The 25,124-nt window shown below is 62.2% G+C and carries 26 protein-coding genes and 1 tRNA gene; 8 read left to right on the top strand and 19 right to left on the bottom strand.

The window, feature by feature from the left end:
* Positions 1-71: 71 nt before the first annotated feature.
* The 6 genes from mltG to fabD form a co-directional block, all read right to left on the bottom strand.
* The gene (gene mltG / locus ISX84_RS21760; RefSeq protein ID WP_195822522.1) at positions 72-1,238 is read right to left on the bottom strand and encodes an endolytic transglycosylase MltG; all 1,167 of its coding nucleotides are present in this window, start codon (positions 1,236-1,238) and stop codon (positions 72-74) included.
* Positions 1,238-2,497: a beta-ketoacyl-ACP synthase II gene (fabF, locus tag ISX84_RS21755; RefSeq protein ID WP_195822521.1), complete on the bottom strand. Its 1,260-nt coding sequence runs from the start codon at positions 2,495-2,497 to the stop codon at positions 1,238-1,240. The genes mltG and fabF overlap by 1 nt, the downstream gene beginning before the upstream one ends.
* A gap of 81 nt (positions 2,498-2,578) precedes the next feature.
* The gene (locus ISX84_RS21750; protein ID WP_195822520.1) at positions 2,579-3,112 is read right to left on the bottom strand and encodes a GNAT family N-acetyltransferase; all 534 of its coding nucleotides are present in this window, start codon (positions 3,110-3,112) and stop codon (positions 2,579-2,581) included.
* Positions 3,113-3,277: 165 nt separating this feature from the next.
* The gene (locus tag ISX84_RS21745; RefSeq protein WP_066009325.1) at positions 3,278-3,511 is read right to left on the bottom strand and encodes an acyl carrier protein; all 234 of its coding nucleotides are present in this window, start codon (positions 3,509-3,511) and stop codon (positions 3,278-3,280) included.
* A 251-nt stretch (positions 3,512-3,762) separates the two neighbouring features.
* On the bottom strand, positions 3,763-4,500 hold the full coding sequence (gene fabG, locus ISX84_RS21740) for a 3-oxoacyl-[acyl-carrier-protein] reductase (RefSeq protein ID WP_195822519.1): 738 nt from the start codon (positions 4,498-4,500) through the stop codon (positions 3,763-3,765).
* A 9-nt stretch (positions 4,501-4,509) separates the two neighbouring features.
* Positions 4,510-5,442: an ACP S-malonyltransferase gene (gene fabD / locus ISX84_RS21735; protein ID WP_195822518.1), complete on the bottom strand. Its 933-nt coding sequence runs from the start codon at positions 5,440-5,442 to the stop codon at positions 4,510-4,512.
* 190 nt (positions 5,443-5,632) lie between these two features.
* Between fabD and ISX84_RS21730 the strand changes: the two genes are divergently transcribed.
* Positions 5,633-6,832, top strand: coding sequence for a cytochrome b/b6 domain-containing protein (locus tag ISX84_RS21730; RefSeq protein ID WP_195822517.1), 1,200 nt, complete (start codon positions 5,633-5,635; stop codon positions 6,830-6,832).
* Between the two features lie 68 nt (positions 6,833-6,900).
* Here the strand turns inward: ISX84_RS21730 and ISX84_RS21725 are convergent, their stop codons facing one another.
* Both ISX84_RS21725 and ISX84_RS21720 read right to left on the bottom strand, forming a co-directional pair.
* Positions 6,901-7,473: a YceI family protein gene (locus ISX84_RS21725; protein WP_195822516.1), complete on the bottom strand. Its 573-nt coding sequence runs from the start codon at positions 7,471-7,473 to the stop codon at positions 6,901-6,903.
* Between the two features lie 148 nt (positions 7,474-7,621).
* On the bottom strand, positions 7,622-8,110 hold the full coding sequence (locus tag ISX84_RS21720) for a hypothetical protein (protein ID WP_195822515.1): 489 nt from the start codon (positions 8,108-8,110) through the stop codon (positions 7,622-7,624).
* A gap of 271 nt (positions 8,111-8,381) precedes the next feature.
* On the opposite strand from ISX84_RS21720, the gene rpsF reads away from it, so the two are divergent.
* From rpsF to rplI, 3 genes are read left to right on the top strand one after another with little or no spacing between them, the layout of a single operon-like run.
* Complete coding sequence (gene rpsF / locus ISX84_RS21715) at positions 8,382-8,735, top strand: 30S ribosomal protein S6 (protein WP_195822514.1); 354 nt, start codon at positions 8,382-8,384, stop codon at positions 8,733-8,735.
* 26 nt (positions 8,736-8,761) lie between these two features.
* On the top strand, positions 8,762-8,989 hold the full coding sequence (gene rpsR / locus ISX84_RS21710) for a 30S ribosomal protein S18 (RefSeq protein WP_005982441.1): 228 nt from the start codon (positions 8,762-8,764) through the stop codon (positions 8,987-8,989).
* A 10-nt stretch (positions 8,990-8,999) separates the two neighbouring features.
* Complete coding sequence (gene rplI / locus ISX84_RS21705; RefSeq protein ID WP_195822513.1) at positions 9,000-9,647, top strand: 50S ribosomal protein L9; 648 nt, start codon at positions 9,000-9,002, stop codon at positions 9,645-9,647.
* 98 nt (positions 9,648-9,745) lie between these two features.
* Here the strand turns inward: rplI and ISX84_RS21700 are convergent, their stop codons facing one another.
* On the bottom strand, positions 9,746-9,904 hold the full coding sequence (locus tag ISX84_RS21700) for a hypothetical protein (RefSeq protein ID WP_195822512.1): 159 nt from the start codon (positions 9,902-9,904) through the stop codon (positions 9,746-9,748).
* Between the two features lie 139 nt (positions 9,905-10,043).
* Between ISX84_RS21700 and ISX84_RS21695 the strand changes: the two genes are divergently transcribed.
* Complete coding sequence (locus ISX84_RS21695; RefSeq protein ID WP_195822511.1) at positions 10,044-10,577, top strand: AAA family ATPase; 534 nt, start codon at positions 10,044-10,046, stop codon at positions 10,575-10,577.
* 117 nt (positions 10,578-10,694) lie between these two features.
* A complete protein-coding gene (locus tag ISX84_RS21690; RefSeq protein ID WP_195822510.1) occupies positions 10,695-11,156 on the top strand; it encodes a transglycosylase SLT domain-containing protein in 462 nt (153 codons plus the stop codon).
* A 351-nt stretch (positions 11,157-11,507) separates the two neighbouring features.
* On the opposite strand, the gene tig is transcribed toward ISX84_RS21690, so the two are convergent.
* From tig to ISX84_RS21660, 6 genes are all read right to left on the bottom strand, one after another.
* Positions 11,508-12,839, bottom strand: a complete 1,332-nt coding sequence (gene tig, locus ISX84_RS21685) for a trigger factor (protein ID WP_195822509.1) — start codon at positions 12,837-12,839, stop codon at positions 11,508-11,510.
* A gap of 136 nt (positions 12,840-12,975) precedes the next feature.
* Positions 12,976-13,866: a type IV pili methyl-accepting chemotaxis transducer N-terminal domain-containing protein gene (locus ISX84_RS21680; RefSeq protein WP_195822508.1), complete on the bottom strand. Its 891-nt coding sequence runs from the start codon at positions 13,864-13,866 to the stop codon at positions 12,976-12,978.
* 70 nt (positions 13,867-13,936) lie between these two features.
* Positions 13,937-14,815, bottom strand: a complete 879-nt coding sequence (locus tag ISX84_RS21675; protein ID WP_195822507.1) for a type IV pili methyl-accepting chemotaxis transducer N-terminal domain-containing protein — start codon at positions 14,813-14,815, stop codon at positions 13,937-13,939.
* A 165-nt stretch (positions 14,816-14,980) separates the two neighbouring features.
* Positions 14,981-15,066, bottom strand: a tRNA-Leu gene (locus tag ISX84_RS21670).
* Between the two features lie 521 nt (positions 15,067-15,587).
* The gene (locus ISX84_RS21665; protein ID WP_195822506.1) at positions 15,588-16,127 is read right to left on the bottom strand and encodes a tetratricopeptide repeat protein; all 540 of its coding nucleotides are present in this window, start codon (positions 16,125-16,127) and stop codon (positions 15,588-15,590) included.
* Between the two features lie 47 nt (positions 16,128-16,174).
* Positions 16,175-16,636 (bottom strand): Lrp/AsnC family transcriptional regulator, encoded by a 462-nt coding sequence (locus ISX84_RS21660; RefSeq protein WP_195822577.1) that lies wholly within the window; start codon positions 16,634-16,636, stop codon positions 16,175-16,177.
* A 123-nt stretch (positions 16,637-16,759) separates the two neighbouring features.
* Here ISX84_RS21660 and putA point away from each other — a divergent pair, with 123 nt between their 5' ends.
* Positions 16,760-20,185 (top strand): bifunctional proline dehydrogenase/L-glutamate gamma-semialdehyde dehydrogenase PutA, encoded by a 3,426-nt coding sequence (putA, locus tag ISX84_RS21655; protein ID WP_195822505.1) that lies wholly within the window; start codon positions 16,760-16,762, stop codon positions 20,183-20,185.
* Between the two features lie 69 nt (positions 20,186-20,254).
* Complete coding sequence (locus tag ISX84_RS21650) at positions 20,255-21,028, top strand: rhomboid family intramembrane serine protease (protein ID WP_195822504.1); 774 nt, start codon at positions 20,255-20,257, stop codon at positions 21,026-21,028.
* On the opposite strand, the gene ISX84_RS21645 is transcribed toward ISX84_RS21650, so the two are convergent.
* From ISX84_RS21645 to dusA, 4 genes are all read right to left on the bottom strand, one after another.
* Positions 21,029-21,814, bottom strand: a complete 786-nt coding sequence (locus ISX84_RS21645) for an inositol monophosphatase family protein (protein ID WP_195822503.1) — start codon at positions 21,812-21,814, stop codon at positions 21,029-21,031.
* A gap of 123 nt (positions 21,815-21,937) precedes the next feature.
* Positions 21,938-22,726 (bottom strand): hypothetical protein, encoded by a 789-nt coding sequence (locus tag ISX84_RS21640; protein WP_195822502.1) that lies wholly within the window; start codon positions 22,724-22,726, stop codon positions 21,938-21,940.
* A complete protein-coding gene (locus ISX84_RS21635) occupies positions 22,720-23,544 on the bottom strand; it encodes a sulfite exporter TauE/SafE family protein (protein WP_195822501.1) in 825 nt (274 codons plus the stop codon). Before ISX84_RS21635 ends, ISX84_RS21640 begins: the two co-directional genes overlap by 7 nt.
* A gap of 17 nt (positions 23,545-23,561) precedes the next feature.
* Positions 23,562-24,572: a tRNA dihydrouridine(20/20a) synthase DusA gene (gene dusA / locus ISX84_RS21630; RefSeq protein ID WP_195822500.1), complete on the bottom strand. Its 1,011-nt coding sequence runs from the start codon at positions 24,570-24,572 to the stop codon at positions 23,562-23,564.
* Positions 24,573-25,124 lie beyond the last annotated feature (552 nt).

Genomic DNA, 25,124 nt, shown 5'->3' with positions numbered 1-25,124 from the left:
CCCGTGACTGTCCAGCAAACCACCCGAAACCAGCAGGTAAGGTGGGGCTTGCGCCACCTTTGGCGCAGGCCTCAATTCCCGGATGGCTGATTGGCGCGTTCCGCCTCGATCTCACGCCATTTGGCAACGTTCCGGTTGTGCTCATCCAGCGTCTCGGCAAAGGCATGCCCGCCCGTGCCATCCGCCACGAAAAACACATAGTCCGTCTCCAGCGGACGCGCCGCCGCTTCAAGGCTCGCGGTGCCCGGATTGGCAATCGGCGTGGGCGGCAAACCTTCGATCACATAGGTGTTCCACGGCGTCGCCCTGCGCAGCTCGCTCTGCCGCAGCCCGCGCCCCAGCACCCCCTTACCTTCGGTCACCCCATAGATCACCGTCGGGTCCGTCTGCAGCCGCATGCCCCGATTCAACCGGTTCACGAAAACGCTGGCCACCTGCCCGCGCTCATCCGCAACGCCGGTCTCTTTCTCGATGATCGAGGCCAGCACCAGCAACTCCTCAGGCGTCTCAACCGGCAGGTTGTCATCCCGGTTCAGCCAGGCCTGCGCCACCCGCAATTCCTGCGCGCTTTGCATCCGCGCAATGATCTCTGCCCGGTCATCCCCGGGGCGTACTTCATAGCTGTCCGGTGCCAAGGATCCTTCCGGCGGCAGCTCCTCCACCGACCCTTCAAGCACATCCATCGCCTTGAGGCTTTCCACCACCTGCCAGCTGGTCACACCCTCGGCCAGCGCCACGCGGAACCGCGTATCACGCTCCGCTTTCTTCTCCGTATAAATCTCCGGCGTCTCTTCGTCGGCGGGCGTAAAGCTCGCCCGTTCCTCAAACCGGTTGCTCTGCGGGTCCAACTCGCGCACCTGAACGCCCAGACGGTTCACCCCGATGCGGTACACCACTTCCGTGCCACAGGTGCTCGCCCCGCCGCGCGTCACGATGTCCACGATCTCTTCCATCGAGGCCCCGGGATCGACCAGAAAGCTCCCGGCTTTCAACTGGCTGGTTTTCTCCGCGTAATCCGCGCCCATGCGGAAGATCGCAGCAGAACTCACCGCCCCCTGATCCTCCAGCGACTGGCTCACCCGCCGCATGTTGCTGCCCCGCTCGACCTGCAGACAGATCGCCTGATCCAGCGGACCCGCAGCCTCATATTGACCCTTGCCCCACAGGATCACACCACCGCCCAGAAACAGCAGCACAATCAGCATCGTGACCGCGTTAGAGGCGATGTGCCGCCACATCAGCGCGCCTTCCCAAAGATGACACTGGCGTTGGTGCCGCCAAAACCAAAGGAGTTGGACAGGGCCACATCCACCTTTCGCTCCCGCTTGGCATTGGGCGCGAGATCAATTGGTGTGTCCACCGCAGGGTTGTCGAGGTTGATGGTGGGCGGCGCGACCTGATCGCGGATCGCGAGGATCGAGAAGATCGCCTCGATGGCCCCCGCAGCCCCCAAAAGATGCCCCGTTGCCGATTTCGTCGAGGACATGGTCACATTGCCCGCATGATCGCCCAGCAGGCGCTCCACCGCGCCCAATTCGATGGTGTCCGCCATGGTCGAGGTGCCATGCGCGTTGATGTAGTCAATATCCGTCGGCTCCAACCCGGCGTTTTTCAACGCCGCCCGCATCGACCGCTCACCGCCTTCGCCATCCTCGGAAGGTGCTGTGATATGATAGGCATCTCCCGACAGCCCATACCCCAACACTTCCGCATAGATTTTCGCGCCGCGCGCCTTCGCGTGTTCGTACTCTTCCAACACAACAATACCCGCGCCCTCGCCCATGACAAACCCGTCCCGGTCTTCGTCATAGGGGCGGCTGGCCTTCTGCGGGTCGTCCCCGCGCTTGGTGCTGAGCGCCTTGCAGGCGTTGAACCCGGCAATCCCGATTTCACAGATCGCGGCCTCAGCCCCACCGGCAATCATCACATCCGCATCGCCATGCTGGATCAGGCGGCTTGCATCGCCAATCGCGTGCGCTCCCGTGGAACATGCCGTCACAACCGAGTGGTTCGGCCCCTTGAAGCCATATTTGATCGAGACCTGACCCGAGATCAGGTTGATCAGCGCGCCCGGCACAAAGAAGGGCGAGACGCGGCGCGGGCCCTTTTCGTTCATCATGATTGCCGTGTTGGCGATGGAATTCAGCCCGCCAATACCGGAGCCGATCAGCACGCCGGTACGCTCCAGGCTCTCCAGATCCTCGGGCTGCCAGCCTGCGTCTTCTACCGCCTGTTGCGCTGCGGCCAGACCAAACATGATGAAGGTATCCACCTTGCGCTGGTCTTTCGGCTCCATGTAGGCATCCGCGTTGAACGTGCCATCCGACCCATCGCCCAACGGCACTTCGCAGGCGTATTGTGTCACCAGCTTGCTTGGATCGAACCCGGTGATCGGCCCGGCACCGGACTGCCCGTCCAGAATCCGCGACCAGCTCGCCTCGACCCCATCTGCCAGCGGTGTAACCAGGCCCAGACCTGTGACAACTACTCTGCGCATCGCAATGCCCCTTCCAATTTGGTGCCCCCCCATACAGTGCTGCGCGGTTTTGATGCAAGAGCACTCCGCGCAGAGCCCAGGTTACTGCGGGGGACCTTTCCGCGCCATGAGCCGTGCGGCCGATCCGGCAAACTCCGCATCGCGCATCACCTCATATCCCATCGCCTCGGCAATCCTGAGCGAGGCTTTATGCTCCGGCGCGATCATGCAGACCAACCGGCCCGTCACCACCCTGTCGAACCAGTCATGCGCTGCCCGCGCCGCTTCCATCCCAAGACCCTGCCCATGGGCATCGGGCGACAACACCCACCCTGCCTCGGGGAAACTGTCGAAATCCTCACCCAGATCGCGCTTGGCGTAGAAAAACCCGACCTGCCCGGACATGTCCGGCGCCCTGTGGCGGTGGATCGCCCATTGACCAAACCCGGTGATCTGCCAATGTCCGGCATTGCGCAGGAACGCATCCCAGGCCTTGCTGCGCGGCCAGGCCTCACCATTGATGTATTCCACCACCTCCGGCATCGACCAGATTTCGGCAAACCGGCTGAAATCCTCGGGCCGCATGCCGCGCAGGGTCAAACGCGAGGTGTTGATCGTGGGTATCGTGCGCGACATTTCGCAGCCTCTGCTCTCGGATCGGGACTTTGCGCCCTCTGGTGCGAGATTTGCGCAACTCGCCCCCGCAATTCAACCCCTGAGAGAAGGCGAAACAAGAAAAGGCGCCTCTCCTCGCGGAAAGACGCCATTTTCAAAGCAATACCGGGCCGCGCCCGGCTGCGCTCAGGAAGCTTCGGTAATGAACTTCACCGCGTCGCCAAAGGTCTGGATGGTTTCGGCCGCATCATCCGGAATCTCGATGCCGAATTCTTCTTCGAAGGCCATCACCAGCTCAACAGTGTCGAGGCTGTCCGCGCCGAGGTCGTCGATGAACGAAGCGTTTTCAGTCACCTTGTCCTCTTCAACACCCAGGTGCTCCACAACGATTTTCTTAACGCGATCTGCGATGTCGCTCATAATAGTCCCTCATTCGTTCGGGCCGGAATGGCCCCTTTCGGTTGTCCGCTGCCCCGGTTCATAAAGGGCGAAGCAAACGTTTGCCCCAAAGGGCGGCTCTGTCCGGGTCAGCACGCCTGTCGCTGTGCCGGTTCGGATGGGTCCACGTCCAGATAGCTGCACGCGGGGTCAAATTCTGCGCCCCCTTTAGCACAAGCGACACAGATGGCAAACGCATTGTGCACGCAAGGGTTGGGAGGCGCAAATCTGACCTACAACATGGCCATGCCGCCATTCACATGCAAGGTGGTTCCTGTCACATAGCCCGCCTCGGGGCTGGCCAGATAGAGCACGGCAGCGCCGATTTCAGCCGGTGTTCCCATGCGCCCGACAGGAATTTGTCCCATGATTCCAGACTTTTGATCATCGGTCAGCTTGTCGGTCATTGCGGTTTCGATAAATCCCGGCGCCACGGCATTTACGGTGATCCCACGGCTGGCGACCTCATAAGCCAGGCTTTTCGACATGCCCACCATGCCCGCCTTGGAGGCCGCGTAATTGGCTTGGCCCGGGTTGCCCGTGGCCCCCACCACAGACGAGATATTGACGATCCGGCCCCAACGCGCCTTCATCATGCCCCGCATCACGCCCTTGCAGAGCTTGAAGGTCGCGGTCAGGTTCACGTCCAGCACCGATTGCCATTCCTCATCCGACATCCGCATAAACAGATTGTCGCGTGTGATGCCCGCGTTGTTCACCAGGATATCAACCGACCCCATGGCCTCGGCGGCCTGTTTCGGCAGGGCCTCCACAGCCGCCATATCGCTGAGGTTGCAGGGCAGCACATGGGCGCGGTCGCCCAGTTCTGCGGCCAGCGCCTCCAACGGTTCCACGCGGGTGCCCGACAGGCCCACGGTTGCCCCAGCGCCATGCAAGAGCCGGGCAATCTCCGCGCCAATGCCGCCCGATGCGCCGGTGACCAGCGCGTTTTTCCCTGTCAGATCAAACATAGATGCCTCTCAAGATTCCAATGCCGCTTTGATGTCGTCCGGCGTGCCCACGGCACGGGTGCCCGCCTCCTTGGCGATGCGCCGGATCATTCCGCTCAGCGCCTTGCCCGCGCCGATTTCCCAGAATTCCGTCACGCCATGCGCCGCCATCCATTCGACGGAGGTTTTCCAACGCACCTGGCCTGTCACCTGTTTGATCAGCAGCGCCTTGATCTCTGCCGGATCACTTACTGCCTCGGCTGTTACATTGGCCACCAGCGGCACGGAGGGGGCCTGCATCGAGACCGCGTCCAGCGCGTCGGCCATTTTCTCCGCCGCAGGCGCCATCAGCGCGCAATGGAACGGCGCTGAGACCGGCAGCATCAGCGCGCGCTTCGCCCCCGCCTCCTTGGCCAGCACACAGGCCCGCTCCACCGCGGCCTTGTCGCCCGAGACCACATTCTGCGCCGGATCGTTTTCATTGGCCACCTGACAGACTTCGCCCTCGGCGGCCTTTACGGCAACATCCGCTACCGTATCGTAGTCCAGCCCCAGCACGGCCGCCATCGCGCCCTGCCCCACGGGCACCGCCTGCTGCATGGCCAGCCCGCGCGTCCGCAAGAGCCGCGCGGCGTCCGCCACCGAAAACGTGCCCACTGCGGCCAGCGCGGAGTATTCCCCCAGCGAATGGCCCGCCACATGGCTGACCCGGTCGAGCCCGAGCCCCTCGGCCTCCAAAGCGCGCAGCGCGGCAATGGAGGTGGCCATCAGCGCGGGCTGCGCATTCTCGGTCAGGGTCAGCGTCTCGATCTCACCCTCCCAGATCAGATCGCTCAGCTTTTCGCCAAGGGCAGCATCGACCTCGTCGAAAACGGCACGCGCCGCCGGATAGGCCTCGGCCAGGGCCTTGCCCATACCGATGGTCTGTGCGCCTTGACCGGGAAATACAAATGCGATGCTCATGAAAACGCCACCCCTTTTCGTTTCTTTGCCCCCGGCTTAGCCTGCCCGCGCGGGCGAGGCAACGGCCCTGGTGGTGAAACTGGAAACAGGCATGATTTGCGGATATGCGCAAAGGCTGTGCGCAGGCCGCCATTGTTCTGCGCTCTCAGACCTCTACTCTATAGGCAACGCAGATTTCCCGGAGTTCCTCATGACGCTGGCCAATACCTCCACCCATTACGGCGCGGTCACCAAGACCTTTCACTGGCTGACCGCCCTGCTGATCCTGACGCTGATCCCGCTGGGCATCTATGCCAACGGCCTGCCCTATGACACCTCTGAACAGCTGGCGCAGAAGGCCTTGATGTTTTCGCTGCACAAAACCCTTGGGGTGACCGTGTTCTTCGTGGCCCTGGCCCGCATTCTCTGGGCAATCAGCCAACCGAAACCGGGCCTGCTGCACCCGGACCGCAAGATCGAAAGCCTCGCGGCGGAAACCGTACACTGGCTGCTCTATGGCTCGCTTTTGCTGGTGCCGCTCTCGGGTTGGGTACACCACGCGGCCACGGACGGGTTCGCGCCGATCTGGTGGCCGCTGGGTCAGAACCTGCCCTTTGTGCCAAAATCCGAAGCGCTGGCCAGCACCGCCGCCGGTCTGCACATCGTCTTTGAACGGGTGTTGGCCGGCGCCATCATCCTGCATTTCGCCGGCGCCATGAAACATCACGTCATCGACAAGGACGCCACCCTGCGCCGGATGCTGCCCGGGCGGCCTGCCGTCACCCTGCCCGCACACGAGCACCGCATGGCCCTGCCGCTGATCAGCGCGGTGGGGATCTGGGGTGTGGCGCTGGTGATTGGCGGCACCTTGGGTCTTTATGAAAAACACACCGTGGACGTGGCCGCTGCGGAACTGCAGGCGGTCGAATCCGACTGGGCGGTGCAGGACGGCACGCTTCAGATCACGGTGCAGCAGCTTGGCTCTGATGTCACCGGCAGCTTTGCCGACTGGACAGCCGCCATCAGCTTTGATGAAAGCGTGACCGAAGGTGTCGCCGGATCGGTCGATGTCACCATCTCCATTGGCTCGCTGACACTAGGTTCGGTGACCAGTCAGGCGCTTGGCGCGGATTTCTTCAATGCCGAAGCCTTTCCGACGGCGCAGTTCACAGCGGAGATCCTCCGGGACGCGGATGGGTATCTGGCCGATGGCACGCTGACCCTCAAGGATCAAACCATGCCCGTGCAACTGCCGTTTACGCTTAAGCTGGCCGACGGGCTGGCCACGATGCAGGGCGGCACCACGCTCGACCGCCGCGCCTACGGGATCGGCGACAGCCAGAAGGACGAGGCATCGGTGGGGTTCAACGTCGAGGTCCGCATTGACCTGACGGCGCTGAAAGGTGGCTAGGCGCTCCAAAACAGAAAAGGCCGCGCAGCATCGGCGCGGCCCTCATGCGTTTTTCTGGAAGGGCGGACTTACTCCGCCTTCATCGCCTCGATGGAGATGACGATTTCGACTTCATCACTCACATAGGGCGCGAATGCCCCCAGACCGAAATCGGACCGCAATACGGTGGTGGTCGCATCGAACCCGGCCCAGGGCTTGCCCGCCTGCGGGTGGTCCCCGGTCTGGTTCAACACCGCGTCCAGCGTCACCGATTTGGTGACGTCATTCATGGTCAGATCGCCCGTGATCTGCGCCGTATCCTCGCCCGTCACCTCGATCGCCGTTGACGCGAACGTGATCATGTCGCCCTCTTCCGCACCAAAGAAATCATCCGACATGAAGTGACCTTCACGCTTTTCCCACCCGGTGAACATGCTCATGACCGGCATCGACACGGTCACGGAAGAGGCGCTGGGGTCGTCCTGATCGAACATGATTTCCCCTTCAAAGCCGGAGAACATGCCGTAGGTGGTGGAAAAGCCTAAGTGGTTGTAGCTGAACAGAACCTGGCTGTGGCTGGCGTCCAGCACATATTTTTCGGCAGCGGCGGATGCCATGCCCGCAGCAGCGGTCAGGGCAGTGGCAAGAAGAAGCGATTTCATCAGGGAACCTCCAGTTTATGAATTCATGAAGGAGTATGTGGGTCTTTGGCCCGCCGAAACAATTCCATATGCTCAAACAAGTTCTGCGCGCTGATGAACAGCGCGTGATGCGGGTGTTTTTTCGGCGGAATGCCGCGGAGACTGGGCGTCAGAGCTTGCCTGCGACCCGTAGTGCGGTGACGAGGCTGCGGTGCGCGACGCGGTCACTGGCGGCCACTTCGGCAAGCAAGGCCCCGTTCCCGCCCCAGAGTTTTAGGTAAGTGCCGGTGTCTTCCACCCGCGTCAGGTCCTTGAAGGCGCAGCGGTCCAGCACAAAGCGATCCTTGCCCCGGATGCGCACCAAACGCACCTCATGGCGGATCGTGTCGACTTCGATCTTCGGTGCTGCGGGACGCACAAATCCCTGCAAAAGCGCGACCCCGGCCATGGCCCCAACCGCAGAGATCAGCAGCTTCAAAAGCACCAGTTCATGGTCCCAGCTGGCACCGGGTGCGACCCAGAGCCCCAGCGCCGTCAGGATCAACGCCGCCCCGACAACACCCTGCCCCCCGCGCAACAGCATGCGCGTGCCATCTACGGTCCGCACCGGCTGGGGCGCGATGGTGTCGAAGGTCACGGGATCGACGGTGCTGGACATCTGCCTTCCTCTCTTGGTTAACGCGCAGAAAAACCTGTAATCAAGACGCAAATAAGACGGCTTTCGGGCAGCGTCAGGGCCATTTCGTGGAGGATCACGCAAATGCCACCTGTCCCGGCTGCGCACCGAGGCTTGCGCGCTGCGTCAAAGCGTGTATATCGGCGCTTCCTTTTGCAAACACAGTTGAACCGCGCAGTCTCTCGTGGCGGGGCCGCAAAAGGAGTAACGGCCTCACCTTTGAAATGCGCCTTGATATAAATGAGGAAGCTACATGCCTAAATATGAGCATGTTATGATCGCGCGTCAGGACCTGTCCAACACGCAAGCCGAAGGGCTGATCGAACATTTCGGCGCCGTCCTGTCCGACAACGGCGGCGCGCTCGTGGATCACGAGTACTGGGGCGTCAAGACGATGGCCTATAAGATCAACAAGAACCGCAAGGGTCACTACGCCTTCCTGCGCTCGGATGCTCCGGCACCGGCCGTTCAGGAAATGGAGCGCCTGATGCGCCTGCATGACGACGTGATGCGCGTGCTGACCATCAAGGTCGATGAGCACGCCGAGCTGCCGTCGGTACAGATGCAGAAACGTGACGAGCGTGAAGGCCGTCGCGAGCGCCGTTGATCAACTTTAGGACAAGGACATAACCCATGGCCGCCAAACCATTTTTCCGCCGCCGCAAGGTCTGCCCCTTCTCGGGCGACAACGCGCCGAAAATCGACTACAAAGACACACGTCTGCTGCAGCGCTACATCTCTGAGCGTGGCAAGATCGTGCCGTCCCGTATCACCGCAGTCTCCGCCAAGAAGCAACGCGAACTGGCCCGTGCCATCAAACGCGCCCGCTTCCTCGCGCTGCTGCCCTACGCTGTGAAGTAAGGAGAACACCATGCAAGTTATCCTTCTCGAACGCGTCGCAAAACTGGGTCAGATGGGCGAAGTCGTCGATGTGAAACCCGGCTACGCGCGCAACTTCCTGCTGCCGCAGGGCAAGGCACTCAGCGCTTCGAAATCCAACATCGAAGCCTTTGAGCAGCAAAAAGCGCAGCTTGAAGCCCGCAACCTGGAAACCAAGAAAGAAGCCGAAGCGCTGGCCGAAAAACTCGATGGGCAGCAGTTCATCGTGATTCGCTCCGCCTCCGACGCCGGTGCGCTTTACGGCTCCGTCACCACCCGTGATGCTGCTGACGCCGCCACCGAGGCTGGTTTCTCCGTGGACCGCAAGCAGGTTGTTCTGGCGCCGATCAAGGAGCTGGGCCTGCACGAAGTGCAAATCGTTCTGCACCCGGAAGTCGACGCGACCATCGAACTGAACGTCGCCCGCTCCGCTGAAGAGGCCGAGCTGCAAGCGGCTGGCAAATCCATCCAGGAGCTGGCCGCCGAAGAAGAAGCCGCTGCGGAATTCGAAATCGCAGAGCTCTTCGAAGATATCGGTGCCGCGACATCGGAAGACGAAGATCTGGCCGAATCCGTGGCCGATCCGGCTGAAGATGAGGCAGCTTCCGGCGATCAGGAAGACACGGCCGGCAAGGCCTGAACGCCTGCTCGATAAAAGTGAAAGGCCGGTTGCAGATGCGACCGGCCTTTTTTCTTTCATGAATGGCAATATGTCTGCGACAGCACGTTCGCGACGGGCTACATCAGCCCGGGCATGCCGCAATCGGCCGCATCCAGCTCCAGCACCGGGTCTTTCGGACCGCATTGCTCACCGCTCACCGGATATGTATTGGGCTCCGTGCAGGCCATGAGCCCGAGCGAAAGCGCAAGGAATGTGACGCGTATCAGGTGTTTCATGATTTTACCTTGTTCTTTGTGTTTCCTGTGGACGCTCCTTATTCTTCTTGTGGGAGACGGAAATTGACCCACGTCAAAGAGATGGCGGGTCACGTGGCGTCACCCGGACAGAAGCATCATTTGAAGAGGCACCGCCGTCGTGAATAGCTTTGTTGTGATCTCTGGGTGTTCGGGCGGTGGGAAGTCCACGCTGCTGGCCGAACTGGCCGTGCGCGGCCACAGGGTGGTCGAAGAACCGGGGCGGCGTGTTGTGGAGCGGGAGCAGGAAACCGGGGGAACCGCCCTGCCCTGGACGGACATGCGTGCATTCCTGGACAAGGTGCTGGCCCTGGCCGAGCACGATCTGGCCGAGGCCCGCGCGGCCGACGGGTGGGTGTTTTTCGACCGGGGTGTGATAGACGCCGTCACAGCCTTGGCGCATGTGACCGGGCGGCCTCTGGCAACTTGGCTTAAAGGCGAGAAACTCTACACAAACCGGGTGTTTCTGGCCCCGCCCTGGCCGGAGATTTACAAAACCGACAGCGCCCGCCGCCATGGATTTGACGAAGCCGTTGCCGAGTACGACCGTCTGCAGGACGCCTTTGAGACCTTGGGATATGACGTGGTGCATCTGCCCAAGATACCGCTCGCCGAGCGCGCGGATTTCCTCTGCAGGCGCCTTCTACTGGGTTGATCAGGAACAGTTTTGCGCCCATCAGCGGAGCATCGCCCATCCGCCGCACCGTTCTTGTCCCGCCTGCGCAATCGGTCAATATCCGCATAGCATATCCTTCATGACAGGACCCGTTTAGTGTTCACCCGCCGCCATTTTGTATCCGCTGCCGCTGCTTTTTCCCTAGCCGCCTGCGGGGCGCCGACCCCTGACGCGTTTGACCCCCCTCTTTACCCCAACGAGACGCCTGAACTGCGACGCCTGATCAACCAATACGCGGATGTCTACGATCTGCCGCGCCCATTGGTGCACAAGCTGGCGATCCGCGAAAGCACGCACCGCCCCTGGGCGCGCAACGGACCCTACTACGGGCTGCTGCAGATCCTACCGGAAACCGCGCGCACCATGGGCTTTCGCGGCAGACCGAATGATCTGCTGGATGCCGAAACCAACCTCAAGTATGCAGGCAAATACCTGCGCGGTGCTTGGCTGCTGTCAGATGGCGATCAGGACACCGCCATCATGTGGTACGCGCGCGGCTACTACTACGAGGCGAAACGGCGCGGCATGCTGGTGGAGACCGGGTTGCGCCCGAACTGAGCGCACCGAGCCATTCGGCCCACCCTGAACGGCAGCGTCCCGGGGTATCTCGTCCTATGGCAACTATAGATGGATAAACTGCGTCGTCTGACTGAGCATGAAAATTCTGTTCATCCACGCTGGAATGCTCCTGCACATGAAAACCTGCCTGCATCACGGTCAAGGGGCGTCCCCCCTCATACCCTAGGACAGATGCAAACGCGGCGCCGACTAGGATAAACCCGCCTGCACAGGCAGTGCGCACTTATCTCCGTCTCCCCATCGTATCATGCGCCCGGACACACATCCCGGCAAAAAAAGGGGCCGCTGCCCAGTGGCGCGGCCCCTTCATGCATCCGCACGCGCGGTGATTTATTCGTCTTCCAGCGCTTCGACAGCCTTCTGCAGATCATCCTTGGAGACATCTTTCTCCTTGATGGTGGCGTGCTCAAAGACATGATCGACAACCTTGTCTTCGAAAAGCGGCGCGCGCATCTGCTGTTGCATCTGCTGGTTTTGCTGAACGAATTCAAAGAACTGGCGTTCCTGACCCGGGTACTGACGCGCCTGCGCCATGATCGCCTGCGTCATCTCCGCATCGGTCACTTCCACCTCGGCCTTCTGACCGATCTCAGCCAGCAGCAGTCCCAGACGCACGCGGCGCGTGGCCAGCTTGTTGTGCTCTTCCGTCGCTTCGATCTCGGGGTGATCGTGACCTTCCACTTCCGGGTTGTCCTCGTGCCACAGCTGATGCGCGATCTGCTTGGCTTCCGCCTCGACCAGCGAGGGCGGCAGGTCGAAATCCACCTGATTGTCCAGCGCGTCCAGCAGGCCGCGCTTCATCACGGCGCGCGCGGCCCCGGCGTATTCGGCTTCCAGACGCTCGGCAATCTGCGTCTTCAGCGCGGCAAGGTCCTCAGCTCCGAATTTGGTGGCCAGCTCGTCATTGATCTCCGCGGCAACGGGCTCTTTCACCTCTTTGATGGTGCACTCAAAAGTGGCTTCCTTGCCCTTGAGGTTTTCGGCCTGATAGTCGTCGGGAAAGGATACGGTGACCAGTTTCTCTTCTCCGGCCTTCACACCCACCAGCTGTTCTTCGAAGCCGGGGATGAAGGAGTTGGAGCCCAGCACCAGCGGATAGTCTTCCGCCGCACCACCGTCAAAGGCCTCGCCATCGACCTTGCCGAGGAAGTCCATCACGACCTGATCGCCATCCTTGGCCTTGGAGCCCTTCTTGCGCGCTTTGAAATCCTGCGCGGTTTCGGCGAGGTTGCCCAAGGCCTCCTCGACGGCGGCGTCTTCGGCTTTCACCACCAGTTTCTCGAGCTTGATTTTCGCGTAATCCACGTCGGGGATTTCCGGCAGCGCCTCGTAGGACATGGAGACCTCGACATCGTCGCCCTCTTTCCAGTCCTCATTGGTCATCTTGACCTCAGGCTGCAGCGCCGGACGGTCCCCAGAGGCCTCAAAGTGCTCGTTCATCGCGCCGTCGATGCTCTCCTGCATCGCTTCGCCCATCACGCGCTGGCCAAACTGCTTTTTCAGCAGCGCCATTGGCACCTTGCCCTTGCGGAAGCCTTTCATTTCGACCTCCGGCTGCGCCTCGGCCAGCTTTTCATTGACCTTGGCCTCCAGCTCAGCGGCAGTGACCGTGATGGCATAGCCGCGTTTCAGACCTTCGTTCAGCGTCTCGGTGACCTGCATGTGTGCTCCATAGAATAAGGCGCGCCGGGTGGGCGCGGGCATAAAATTTCCGCTCTTCTATGTGGCCCGGGGCAAAGGTGCAAGAGGGCGTTGCGGGCAAAGCGTAGAGCACCAGATCCGCATGCCGGATTTGTCCCTATTGGGTGTACATGGTGACGGCCAGATCCATCTCTCTGAGCACCTGATCGCTCATGTTTGCCAGCTTGACCCCAGTGCCGTGATCCACGTTGGGCTCGTCCCGGACGTGCTGGACCAATTCCTTGAAGTCACCCCATGCCTTGTCGGCCCGTATCAGTTGTCGTTTGATCTGGCGGTTGGGCGGCGCGAGGATGCCTCCCTCTTCGGACCCCGCCAGCAGCTTTGCCATCGCCGCATCGAAATCGGCAATGGTCGCATCGACTTTTTCGGCGGCGCCGACGTTTCTCAACCCAATCGTTTTGAAGCAGACCTCTTTAGACACCTTCTGGGTCAGCATGCGCTGCCGACCCGCCAGCGAGATGGTGGCGAGCAGATCCGCAGAGACGCGCTCGTCCTGATAGAGCCCCTCCATGATCTTCACGGTGGCGTGCATCCGTGTCAGCGTCTCTGTGTTGAGATTGATCAGCTGCCGCATTGGAATGGAGTGAAAATCGCCTGCAGAGATCTGCCGTGCGGCGGGCCCGAGACTATTCCATAACTCGTCTACGTCAGAGAGGGCCGCGAGCACGTCCTGGTTCGTCTCGGGCAAAATGCCAAGCTTCGGATCACCGTTGCGCAAACCCAGGATCACGCTGGAGAACTGCCGTACATTCGTCTCGGTCTTGCCGGCGAAACGCTCCGGATCCACACCGGCCATCACGAAACAGGCATTGCGCGCAATCTGCTGGGTCAACATGCGTTGCCGTCCGGCATAATTCATGCGGTTGCGCGCATTCGTCTCTGCGGTGATTTCCGCCGCTTCGACACGGCTGATGGTTCCGGCATCCCCAAAAACGATAGTGGACAAGATCAGGCAGGACGCCAGTATCCTGCGCGTCAAAGAATACATGAAGCCAACCCCTTACGCATTTCCACCGTGAGTTTGCTACGCAGGAGGTCTTAATTTTCTGTTACCGGGTTCATTGGAGGTAAAGTTCAATCATGCCCTCGGTAAGAAGATGCAGCGCCATCGCACGGTCACTTGCCGTCTCAAGATCGGCCCGCGACACGGGCTTTCCGGAGAGCGCCGTGTCCAGCAGGGGACGCAGTTGATCCCATGTCTCTTTCATATCCATCACCTGACGTATCGCCGCCAGTCCCGGCGGATCGATGATCCCGCGATCGAAATCGCCAAGCTCCATTGCGACCATCCCCTCTTCAAACTGTGCAATCGACTGTGCGAGGCCCGCCTGCATTTGCGCAGCGTTCACGTCCAGCGCGTAAAAACACAGCTCCTTTACGGCCTTCTGCACCAGCATGCTCTGCCGGACGGCAAGCGTCATGGTGCTGGCGATCTGCTCGGCTGAAAAAGTCGCCGCCGGATAGCGTTCACCCATCTGGACGATCATCGCATCCACCTCGTCAAGCGCGGTGGGGTTCAGCGAGGTCAACTGCTGTACCGGTACGCTGTGCAGGTCACCGGACATTACCTGCCGCGCGGCGGGGCCAAAGCTGTACCAGATCTCATCCAGAGCTGTCAGATGTTGCAGGATCTCGTCGTGGACTTCGGGCCCCAAAGCAGGTGTGTCGCCGCCCTGGCGCAACACCCGGGCGTTTCGCTCGAAGGCGGTGACGGCCTCAAGCGCGTCCTCTGCATTGGTTTGCGCATTGACGTCCGCCATCACAAAGCACGCGGATTTGACCACCTTCTGAACCAGTAACCGCTGATCTCCGGCGATCCGCAACCGCACCATCTTTTCCTGTGGTGAGAGGGGTGTCTGCGCCAACAGACTGCCCGCCATCGCCGCGATCAGGACGGCCGCGCCAATAGCTCTTTTCAGCCGTTCACTCAAAATCATGCACACCCCTGAGGCCGGATACCAAAGAGCTACGCATAAAGTCTTAAAATGCCGTGTAGGTTCGTCCCCGGGCGCCTCACGCTCCAAGTATTTCAAGAGCATCGGCTGGCCGCCTGGCATCACGCAAAGGGCTCATCCAGCGCGTTGGCCTGCCGAAGATGCCTGTGGTGCGGGCGGTGGGACTCGAACCCACACGGGCATACGCCCTTCAGATTTTAAGTCTGATATGTCTACCATTCCATCACGCCCGCATCTGGCGCAGTCTTTCAGCTTTCAGGCGTCAGTCCCCTTCAAACCCGAAGGGTGATTCCTCTTCACAAGCCCTTGTTTAGTATATGTCTTACCACGCCGAGCCAATGGATTTACGCGCTTTCTGTCCACCATTTCGCTGCATGTGCCGACCCTGAGCACCGGATCCTGCTCATTGCCTGCGGCAAAGACGGACGATCAGGGCCAGATGTGACGTCAATTCATAGCACATGAAGCACACTCGGCTTTCTGCTTGTGTGCATCGTCAGAGAAGGAAAGAGGTGGACGTGGGCTCTCTCATCACGCGGCCGCGTTCTTCTGTCCGCTCCTGGCGGAGATCAAGGGCGCCTGTCAGCCTGCGCAAACTTCCATCAATGGCTTCTATACATGCGATTTGAATGGCGCCTTTTCCAACGATCACCATGCATGCGCGATGCCCAAAACCTCACCGTTTCCGTCGAGTGTGATGGCGTTTCGACACGGCGACGCTTGGCCCGGCCCCTTTAGGCCTGATGGGGCTGGATCAGATATCCTCACCCGCCGGGGCAAGCGGGCCACCTTCAGCCATCAGGAAACGTTCAGACAGCCACGGATTGTTCTTCAGGGCCTGCTCCAGCTGCGACCGGGCCTCGTCAATGCGGCCCAGCCGCATCAGTGTCAGCGCCCTACCCGACTGCGCCGCGACATGGCGCGGTTGCAGGCTCAGCGCCTTGTCCAGATCAACCAGCGCCAACCCGTATTCTTCGCGCAGAAAATGGATATAGGCGCGTTGGTTGAACCCTTCCGCATAGAGCGGGCAATAATCGGCAAGCCGGTCGAAATCCGAAAGCGCCCCGGCAAAATCATAGACGTCCCGCTTGCGCATCCCACGCTCCAGAACCTCCTGTGCCGCAGCGTCCGGGGCGCGCAGCCACATCTGCCACATCTGGTTGGACACCAAGCGTCCCGCCTGATCGTTGGGCGCTGCGCGTGCCTCTTCAAAGAGCCCTTCGAGCTCGTTGGCCACATCGGGCGGTGCCGGGCACTCCGCGACCGCAGGCGCGGCCAGAACGGCCAGGATCATGCACAAGTGTTTCATAACTGTCAGCGTCGCCGCGACAGGCCCTCAGGTCAAGCCGTGTCTGCCAGCATCGTCTCCTTGACCGCCTCCATGGCCACATAAGTGGAGGTCCCCGCCACATGCGGCAGGGCTGAAATCGTCTCGCCCAGAAACTGGCGATAGCGTGACATGTCGCGGGTGCGCACCTTGAGCAGGTAGTCGAAATTGCCGGCGATCATATGGGCCTGTTCGATCTCGGGCACCTTGGCCACCGCCAGGTTGAACGCCGTCAGCGCGGCCTCGCGCGTGTCGCTCAGACGCACCTCGACGAAAGCGACATGATCGAGGCCCAGCTGAATGGGATCCAGCAGTGCCCGGTATCCAATGATCACGCCCGTCTGTTCCAGCCGCCGCAGCCGCGCCTGCGTGGGCGATTTGGACAGCCCGATCCGCTTGGCCAGATCGGTGATGCTGATGCGCCCGTCTTCTGCAAGCACCGATAGAATCGCGCGATCAAACCGGTCGAGGTTCATCTGCTCGCTTTTCTCATCTTCCGTCGAAATTTTTACCACTTCGCCCTCCAGGAATGATATCTTCAGTCAGTATGGCTTCTCAATTGCGGGTATACTAGGCCAAACCCTCACCGGAGATGCCAAATGGCCCGAGATACATCCCCTTCCCTGCGCCACCTGATCGACGCGAGCACCTATGCCGATCCAGACACTGTGCTGCCCGATCTCATTGCAGCCACCGATCTGACCGCCACGGCGCGCGCCGAAATCAGTGCGGCGGCGGCGCAGCTGGTGCGCGACATCCGGGGCACCAGCGCCCCCGGGATGATGGAGGTGTTCCTCGCCGAATACGGCCTGTCGACCGATGAAGGCGTGGCCCTCATGTGTCTGGCCGAGGCCCTGTTGCGGGTGCCCGATGCCGATACCATCGACGCGCTGATCGAAGACAAGATCGCCCCCTCCGACTGGGGTCGCCATCTGGGCCATTCCACCTCCAGCCTCGTGAATGCCTCGACCTGGGCGCTGATGCTGACGGGCCGCGTGCTGGATGACGAACAGCCCGGTCCGGTGCGCCACCTGCGGGCGGCCATTAAGCGGTTGGGCGAGCCGGTGATCCGCACCGCCGTCAGCCGCGCGATGAAGGAAATGGGGCGGCAATTCGTGCTGGGCGAGGACATCAACAAAGCCATGGAACGTGCTGCAAACATGGAGAAAAATGGGTTCACCTATTCCTATGACATGCTGGGCGAAGCGGCTCGGACGGAGGCCGATGCAAAACGCTACCACCTGAGCTATTCGCGCGCGATTTCAGCGATTGCGACGGCCTGCACGTCGGATGACATCCGCAAGAACCCCGGCATTTCAGTCAAGCTCTCCGCCCTGCATCCCCGCTATGAGGTGGCGCAGGAAGAGGCGGTGATGACCGATCTGGTGCCGCGTCTGCGCGCACTGGCGCTGCTGGCGAAATCTGCGGGCATGGGGCTGAACGTGGACGCCGAAGAGGCGGACCGCCTTGCCCTCTCTCTGGAGGTGATCGATCGGGTGATGGGGGAACCCGCGCTTGCCGGTTGGGACGGCTTTGGCATTGTGGTGCAGGCATACGGCCCGCGCGCGGGCACCGTGGTGCAGGCGCTTTATGACATGGCCGTCCGTCACGACCGCAAGATCATGGTGCGGCTGGTCAAAGGCGCCTATTGGGATACGGAAATCAAACGCGCGCAGGTCGAGGGCATCGATGGCTTCCCGGTCTTCACGCAGAAGGCGGCCACCGATGTCTCCTACATCTGCAACGCCAAGACGCTGCTGGGCATGACCGACCGGATCTACCCGCAGTTCGCCACCCACAATGCGCATACGGTGGCGGCGATCCTGCAGATGGCCGATGATCCTGAAACCTTCGAATTCCAGCGTCTGCACGGCATGGGCGAGACCCTTCACGGGCTGGTGATGGCGCAGAACAAAACCCGCTGCCGCATCTATGCGCCGGTCGGCGCGCACCGCGACCTGCTGGCCTATCTGGTGCGGCGTTTGCTGGAAAACGGGGCCAATTCCAGTTTCGTGAACCAGATCGTGGATGAGGATGTGCCGCCCGAAGTGGTTGCCGCGGATCCTTTTGAGCTTTTGGCCAAGGGACCTACGCCCGACATCGCGAAAGGGCCCGCGCTGTTCCTGCCGTTGCGGGGAAATGCGCGGGGCTTCGATCTCGCGCATACCCAGACGCTGGAAGCGATCGAGGCCGCGCGCGCGCCCTTTGCCGCGCAGGCGTGGACGGCGGCGCCGCTGCTGGCCGGTGACGTGGACCCGGAGGGCACGACCGCGCCCGTGACCAACCCAGCCAACCCCGACGACGTACCGGGAACCGTCCAGCACGCCACCGCTGCCGATGTTGCGACGGCATTCGACACCGCTGTACCCTGGTCCGCGCCCCTCGCTGAACGCCGCGCGGTGCTGCAAAAAGCCGCCGGGGTGATGGAGGACCGCTTTGGCGAAGTCTTTGCCCTGCTGGCCCGGGAGGCGGGTAAAGGCCTGCCCGATTGCGTGGCGGAGCTGCGCGAGGCCGTCGATTTCCTGCGTTACTACGCGGCGCAGGCGACAAACACGCCCCCGGCAGGCATCTTCACCTGTATCTCACCGTGGAACTTCCCCTTTGCCATCTTCTGCGGTCAGGTGACGGCGGCACTGGCGGCAGGCAATGCGGTGCTGGCCAAACCGGCGGAGCAAACCCCGCTGGCCGCCTATCTGGCCGTCTCCATCCTGCATGAGGCCGGTGTGCCGCGCAGCGCGTTGCAACTGCTGCCCGGCGGCGGCGACATCGGCGGCCTGCTGACCTCGGACCCGCGCGTGGGTGGCGTGGCCTTCACCGGGTCGACCGCCACGGCCCTGCGCATCCGCGCCGCCATGGCGGAAAACTGCGCCCCCGGCACGCCGCTGATCGCCGAAACCGGCGGGTTGAACGCGATGATCGTGGACAGCACCGCGCTGCCCGAACAGGCCGTGCAATCGATCATCGAAAGCGCCTTTCAATCCGCGGGTCAGCGCTGCTCCGCCCTGCGCTGCCTTTACGTGCAGGAGGACATCGCCGAAGACTTCACGAAGATGCTGATCGGGGCGATGCAGGCGCTAAGGCTGGGCAACCCTTGGGACCTTGCCACCGACGTGGGGCCGGTGATTGATGAGGCCGCGCGCAAGGGGATCGCCGATCACGTCGCCGCCGCCCGCGCAGAGGGCCGCGTCATGGCCGAGCTTGCCACGCCGGATCACGGCACCTTCATTGCGCCGACCCTGATCCGGGTGCGCGGGATCGACGCGTTGGAGCGGGAAATCTTTGGCCCTGTGCTGCATCTGGCCACGTTCAAATCGCAAGAGCTTGACGCGGTGATCGATGCCATCAACCACGCCGGATATGGGCTGACCTTCGGTTTGCACACGCGGATCGACGACCGGGTGCAGCATATCTCCGAACGGATCGAAGCGGGCAACATCTATGTGAACCGCAACCAGATTGGCGCGATTGTTGGCAGCCAGCCTTTTGGCGGTGAGGGGCTCTCCGGCACTGGCCCCAAGGCGGGCGGTCCCAACTATCTGCCGCGCTTCTCCGCCCCGGACCGCGAAACGCGTGACGCGACGTGGGATGGTGCCATGGCGCAACTGCCTGCGCTGCGTGCGGCCCGACCGATGCCACAGACGGCGCAAAGCCTGCCGGGGCCGACGGGCGAATCCAACCGGCTCAGCACCCTGCCCCGCGCGGCTTTGCTCTGTGCCGGTCCGGGCGCGGAGGTGGCAGCAGCACAGGCCCGCGCCGTCGAAGCGCTTGGTGGTGCCGCCGTCATGGCAACCGGCACGCTGGACCCGGATGCGCTGGTGGACGGGCCTGCCTATGGTGGCGTGCTCTGGTGGGGGGACGTGGAGACCGGGCGCGCCATTGAGGTTGCGCTGTCGCGACGCAGTGGCCCGATCATCCCCCTGATCCCAGGCCGCCCCGACACCGCCCGTGTGCGTGCGGAACGTCATGTCTGCGTGGACACCACGGCCTCGGGCGGCAACGCGGCACTGCTGGGCGCCTCCACCTGATCCGGTCTCCCGGCGCCCTGCGCGCCGGGGTGCCTTGACCTCACCGGGCGGATCGCCCAGCGTGGGGCCATGTTTCCGATCCGTGATCACAACCCGTCCGGCCGTACGCCCTATGTCACCTACATCCTGATGGCGGCCAATATCGGCATTTTCCTCAGCTACGTAGGCATCATGCAGGACGCGCGCCTGATCAACGCCTTCTGGCTCGATTGGGCGCTGATCCCCGCGCGGCTGGACGCCGGTCAGGGCAGCTATACCCTCGTCTCATCAATGTTCCTGCACGGCGGCTGGATGCATCTGGCGGGTAACATGCTGTTTTTATACATCTTCGGCGACAATATCGAGGATGAGATGGGCCATCTGGGCTACTTGCTCTTCTACGGCGCCGCCGGTGTCGCCGCCGGGTGGATGCAATATCTTTCCGCGCCTGGATCGACCGTACCCATGGTCGGGGCCTCCGGTGCCATCGCCGGGGTCATGGGCGGCTACCTTTTGCTCTTTCCCAAGGCCAAGGTCGACATCCTGATCATCTTCATCGTGTTTTTTCGCATCTTCCCGATCCCGGCATGGATCATGCTGGCGGTCTGGTTTGCGCTGCAGTTTGTCGGCGGCTTCGGCGCGGACCCGTCGGCAGGCGGTGTCGCCTATTGGGCGCATGCCGGGGGTTTTGCTGCCGGGCTGGTGCTGGCGGTGCCGGTCTGGATGCGGCGCGGCGGGCCTGCGTTCTGGACCCGGACCGATGGCCACCCACCGCATCCTGAGGCACGCTATAGAGTGGCAAGAAGCAGCATTCCAAAAGTCGGCAGGCGGAGACCCGGCAAAGGCAGAGGCCCCTGGACCTGATCAGCCGCGCACCAGTTTCGCCAACGGTGAAAACAGTGCTTCATTGGCGCAGATGATGCTGCCGTCGTCGACGATATCGCCCGCCGGATTGATGGGTTCGGCCAGCCCCCCGGCCTCGCGCACGATCACCAGGCCCGCCGCGATGTCCCACGCATTGAGCCGCCGTTCCCAATAACCGTCATAACGACCCGCCGCCACATAGGCCAGGTCAAGCGATGCCGCCCCCCAGCGCCGCACACCGGAACAGGCCGGGGCAACCCGCGCCATCTCTTTCAGCGTGTCAGGTAGATCGGACCGACCGCCAAAGGGCAGACCGGTGGAAAACAGGCCTTCGATCATCTTGATCCGGCCCGAGACACGCAGGCGGCTTTCGTTCATCCAGGCCCCGGTGCCTTTTTCGGCAAAGAACATCTCGTCCTTGGCCGGGTCAAAGACCACGCCCGCGACGATCTGGCCCTTGTGCTCCAACGCGATGGAGACCGCCCAATGCGGCAAACCGTGCAGGAAATTGGTGGTCCCGTCCAGCGGATCGACAAGCCAGCGTCGCGTGGGGTCCTGCCCCTCTTCGCCACCGCTCTCCTCGCCCAGCCAGCCATAGGTCGGGCGGGCCCCCATCAGGTCTTCCTTGATGATCTTTTCGGCGTTGATATCCGCCCGGCTGACGAAGTCGCCAGCGCCCTTCATGGAGACCTGAAGGTTCTCCACTTCGCGGAAGTCCTTGACCAGCGAACGCCCGGCGCGGCGGGCGGCTTTGATCATGATGTTGAGATTTGCGCTGCCAACCATTTTGCGGGGCTCCTGAGGGGGGATCAGGCTGCGCGTATAAGTGCTGGGCGCGGCCTTGCCAAGGGGGGTCGGAAGATGTGCGCACATGGCAGCGATGCAGCAGGTGCAACGGCTTGATGTCGGTCAGGGGTCCGTCAGCCACGCCGCGACACCGCCCGCGAGTTCCGGGCGGAAATAGGCGATCATCCTGCCGTCGGGATCGGCAACCGCGCCTTCGGCCCAGGGCGCAACGCCGTGCAGGGTCATCCGGTGCAACAGGCTGACCGATCCGACCGGCCCCGGCAGCGCAACGCGCGGACAGGTGGCGAAGATCTCCCGCCGGGCGGATTGATAAACCTCCGTGACATCGACCTCGGACAAGGGACCGCCCGCCTGCCCCTGCATCGCCCGGCGCAGGGCGGCTTTCATGATGTGATGGCTGCCTTCCCAGACCACCAGCGGCGCGGCCTCAGGATCAGCCTGTGTCAGGGGCACGCCCAGAACAAACCCATGCGGTTCCTGCACAAAGCGCCGCTTGGGCGTCCCGATGCCGATGATCCCGTCCACATGGGCGGCATCCCGGTCGCGCCTGTAGCGAAAGCCCGCATCGCTCTCGCCTGCGCGGGGACGTGGATAGCCGGGGTAAGTCACCGAGAGCTGCGCCCGGTGCAGCGCAGGCCAGCCGCCGCAATGCGCCGTTGCAAAATCGACCGCCGCACCGCTCAGCGGGGCACCGCCGGCGACACGACCCGCGGCATCATTCGGCAAGGCATCCAGCCCGACAAACCACGTATCTTCACACTGCAATAGATGTCTGTTTTCAGGATTCTGGACGGCCTTCTGTGCATGAACTGTGGCGTGACCTGCCCACTCCGCCACCGCAGGTTCGGGCGGGAAGACGGCCCACCCTCTGGTGAAAAAATCCTCTACCATCCGGCGGCCTTGCGGATCATGTTCGCGGCCACCAGCAACAGAAACACCGCAAAGACGCGCCGGAGCGGTTTGGGATCGAGCGCATGGGCAAGACGTGCACCCAGAGGGGCTGTCAGCAAGGTCATTGAAATGGTGACGCCGAAGGCGATCAGGTTGATCGACCCCAGCGTCGCGGGGGGCCGCGTCTCCGCTGTCATCGGCAACAGCAGAAAGCCTGCGACCGACGGGAGGGCAATCAGCAGGCCAAATCCGGCAGCCGTCGCCACGGCGCGGTGAATCGGCACGGCGAACAGGCTCATCAGCGGTACGCCGAAACTGCCGCCGCCCACGCCCATCAGGACAGAGAGAAAGCCGACAAAGGGCGACAAGAGGAGCCGCAGCAAACCGCTTGGCATCGCGGTACCCAACCGCCACGCCGACCGCCCGAAGGCCATGTAAAGACCGACCGTCATCGCCAGCGCGCCAAAGATGAACTGCAGGGCAACCGTGCGCAGCTGCGCCACGATCAGCATCCCGATCAACGCACCCAGCATGATGCCCGGCGCCCAGGCCCGCAGGATCGTCCAATCCACGGCGCCTTTCTTGTTGTGACTCAGCACCGAGCGGGTGGAGGTGACCAGTATCGTCGACAGCGACGTGGCCACGCAGAGCTGCATCAACTCTGGCCCTGCATAGCCAAGCGTCTGGAAAGCATAGAAAAACGCAGGAACAAGCACGATGCCGCCGCCGACGCCCAGCAGGCCTGCGAGCACACCGGCAAAGGCGCCGATCACAAGGAGCAGCACAAGCATCTGGAGCAGAAGGATGGGGTCTTGCATCGGGGTGTTCTGCGCGATCAGCCGGTCTGTTGCAAGCCGTCGCGGGGCGCGATCTGACGCAATGCCTCAAGCACCAATTCCGGTCCCGCACCAGGGCGATGCGCGCCTTCCGACAGGACGCGCCGCCACATCCGCGCGCCGGGCCGCCCGGTGAACAGCCCCAGCATGTGCCGCGTGATCTGCCCCAGCTTGCCGCCCGCCGTCAGATGCGCCTCGATATAGGGCAGCATCTGGGTGACCGCGTCCTCGGGTCGGGTGACCGTGCCGGTGCCAAAGATGCGCGGATCGGCCGCGCAGAGAATCGCTGCGGGGTCATGGTAGGCCGCGCGCCCGATCATCACGCCGTCGAGCCCCGCTTCCAGAAACGCTTCTGCCTGATCCAGCGAGGTGATGCCGCCGTTGATCGAGATGTGCAGGTTCGGGAAGAGCCCTTTCATCCGCATCACCAGGTCGTAGTCAAGCGGTGGGATGTCCCGGTTTTCCTTGGGGCTGAGCCCCTGCAGCCAGGCCTTGCGGGCGTGAATGCTGACCCGCTCGCAACCCGCGCCGACGATCCGCGCAAGGAATTCGGGCAACACCTCCTCGGGTATCTGATCATCCACGCCGATCCGGCATTTCACCGTCACGGGGATCGAGACCGCCCGCTGCATGGCCGCCACGCACTGAGCCACCAGGGCCGGCTGTTCCATCAACACCGCGCCAAAACAGCCTGACTGAACCCGGTCGGACGGGCAACCGACGTTGAGATTGATCTCGCAATAGCCAGCCTCGGCCCCCAACCGCGCCGCGACCGCCAGCTCTTTCGGATCGGAGCCACCCAGCTGCAAGGCGACAGGGTGTTCGGCCTGCGAATAGTCCAACAGATGCAGCGCCTGCCCCCGCACCAGTGCCGCTGAAGTCACCATTTCCGTATAGAGCAACGTATGCGTGCTCAACAGGCGGTGCAGATAGCGGCAGTGCCGATCCGTCCAGTCCATCATCGGTGCAATAGAAAGCCGCGCGGCCTTTACAGCTGCGTTCTTGGGCATTGAACACTCTCCAAAGGCCCAGCAAATCTTCCACAAGGACCTACTCTGCGCACAATACGCACATAGTGCATGATACGCCATCCCGCCTAGTGCAAAGACTTGCGACCGGCGGTATTTGCGTGAAGGGCGAAAGAAAATGAGTAACGACGCCTAGTCAATGCCACGGTAAGGCAAAAAACCAGCAACCTTCGGCGCACTGCCGAAAACACAACCAACACTCTCATCCGCTCCCTCGTCAAGGGAAGCAATCTCACGAAAGTTCCCGAACCAGCTTATTGCGACACCTATGTGGCAGTTTCTAAGACGACAACAGCTTTGGATGGCGCGCCCCGTTTTTCCCATTTCCTCTGCGTCATTTTGAAGAACACATGATCCCGCTTACAGATGCGCAACCAACCTTCCTGCCAGCAATCCAAGCTACTAGGGTAACGATAACCGAGAATTATCTACCGTGCTTTGCTCCGTTATTGTGCCAATTTTTAACGGCATGGACTTCCTGCCGGAGTTCTACGCATCCCTCGAAAAGGCACGGCCAGAGGCAGGATGCGAAGT

Source organism: Roseobacter sp. MH60115 (assembly GCF_015644665.1).
Classification (GTDB): domain Bacteria; phylum Pseudomonadota; class Alphaproteobacteria; order Rhodobacterales; family Rhodobacteraceae; genus Roseobacter.
This window is presented reverse-complemented; position numbering and strand designations above follow the sequence as displayed.

Excerpts from the sequence above, each read along its gene's own strand:
- mltG (WP_195822522.1), bottom strand. The coding sequence starts at position 1,238 with ATGTGGCGGCACATCGCCTCTAACGCGGTCACGATGCTGATTGTGCTG.
- fabF (WP_195822521.1), bottom strand. The coding sequence starts at position 2,497 with ATGCGCAGAGTAGTTGTCACAGGTCTGGGCCTGGTTACACCGCTGGCA.
- ISX84_RS21750 (WP_195822520.1), bottom strand. The coding sequence starts at position 3,112 with ATGTCGCGCACGATACCCACGATCAACACCTCGCGTTTGACCCTGCGC.
- ISX84_RS21745 (WP_066009325.1), bottom strand. The coding sequence starts at position 3,511 with ATGAGCGACATCGCAGATCGCGTTAAGAAAATCGTTGTGGAGCACCTG.
- fabG (WP_195822519.1), bottom strand. The coding sequence starts at position 4,500 with ATGTTTGATCTGACAGGGAAAAACGCGCTGGTCACCGGCGCATCGGGC.
- fabD (WP_195822518.1), bottom strand. The coding sequence starts at position 5,442 with ATGAGCATCGCATTTGTATTTCCCGGTCAAGGCGCACAGACCATCGGT.
- ISX84_RS21730 (WP_195822517.1), top strand. The coding sequence starts at position 5,633 with ATGACGCTGGCCAATACCTCCACCCATTACGGCGCGGTCACCAAGACC.
- ISX84_RS21725 (WP_195822516.1), bottom strand. The coding sequence starts at position 7,473 with ATGAAATCGCTTCTTCTTGCCACTGCCCTGACCGCTGCTGCGGGCATG.
- ISX84_RS21720 (WP_195822515.1), bottom strand. The coding sequence starts at position 8,110 with ATGTCCAGCACCGTCGATCCCGTGACCTTCGACACCATCGCGCCCCAG.
- rpsF (WP_195822514.1), top strand. The coding sequence starts at position 8,382 with ATGCCTAAATATGAGCATGTTATGATCGCGCGTCAGGACCTGTCCAAC.
- rpsR (WP_005982441.1), top strand. The coding sequence starts at position 8,762 with ATGGCCGCCAAACCATTTTTCCGCCGCCGCAAGGTCTGCCCCTTCTCG.
- rplI (WP_195822513.1), top strand. The coding sequence starts at position 9,000 with ATGCAAGTTATCCTTCTCGAACGCGTCGCAAAACTGGGTCAGATGGGC.
- ISX84_RS21700 (WP_195822512.1), bottom strand. The coding sequence starts at position 9,904 with ATGAAACACCTGATACGCGTCACATTCCTTGCGCTTTCGCTCGGGCTC.
- tig (WP_195822509.1), bottom strand. The coding sequence starts at position 12,839 with ATGCAGGTCACCGAGACGCTGAACGAAGGTCTGAAACGCGGCTATGCC.
- ISX84_RS21680 (WP_195822508.1), bottom strand. The coding sequence starts at position 13,866 with ATGTATTCTTTGACGCGCAGGATACTGGCGTCCTGCCTGATCTTGTCC.
- ISX84_RS21675 (WP_195822507.1), bottom strand. The coding sequence starts at position 14,815 with ATGATTTTGAGTGAACGGCTGAAAAGAGCTATTGGCGCGGCCGTCCTG.
- ISX84_RS21665 (WP_195822506.1), bottom strand. The coding sequence starts at position 16,127 with ATGATCCTGGCCGTTCTGGCCGCGCCTGCGGTCGCGGAGTGCCCGGCA.
- ISX84_RS21660 (WP_195822577.1), bottom strand. The coding sequence starts at position 16,636 with ATGAACCTCGACCGGTTTGATCGCGCGATTCTATCGGTGCTTGCAGAA.
- putA (WP_195822505.1), top strand. The coding sequence starts at position 16,760 with ATGGCCCGAGATACATCCCCTTCCCTGCGCCACCTGATCGACGCGAGC.
- ISX84_RS21650 (WP_195822504.1), top strand. The coding sequence starts at position 20,255 with ATGTTTCCGATCCGTGATCACAACCCGTCCGGCCGTACGCCCTATGTC.
- ISX84_RS21645 (WP_195822503.1), bottom strand. The coding sequence starts at position 21,814 with ATGGTTGGCAGCGCAAATCTCAACATCATGATCAAAGCCGCCCGCCGC.
- ISX84_RS21640 (WP_195822502.1), bottom strand. The coding sequence starts at position 22,726 with ATGGTAGAGGATTTTTTCACCAGAGGGTGGGCCGTCTTCCCGCCCGAA.
- ISX84_RS21635 (WP_195822501.1), bottom strand. The coding sequence starts at position 23,544 with ATGCAAGACCCCATCCTTCTGCTCCAGATGCTTGTGCTGCTCCTTGTG.
- dusA (WP_195822500.1), bottom strand. The coding sequence starts at position 24,572 with ATGCCCAAGAACGCAGCTGTAAAGGCCGCGCGGCTTTCTATTGCACCG.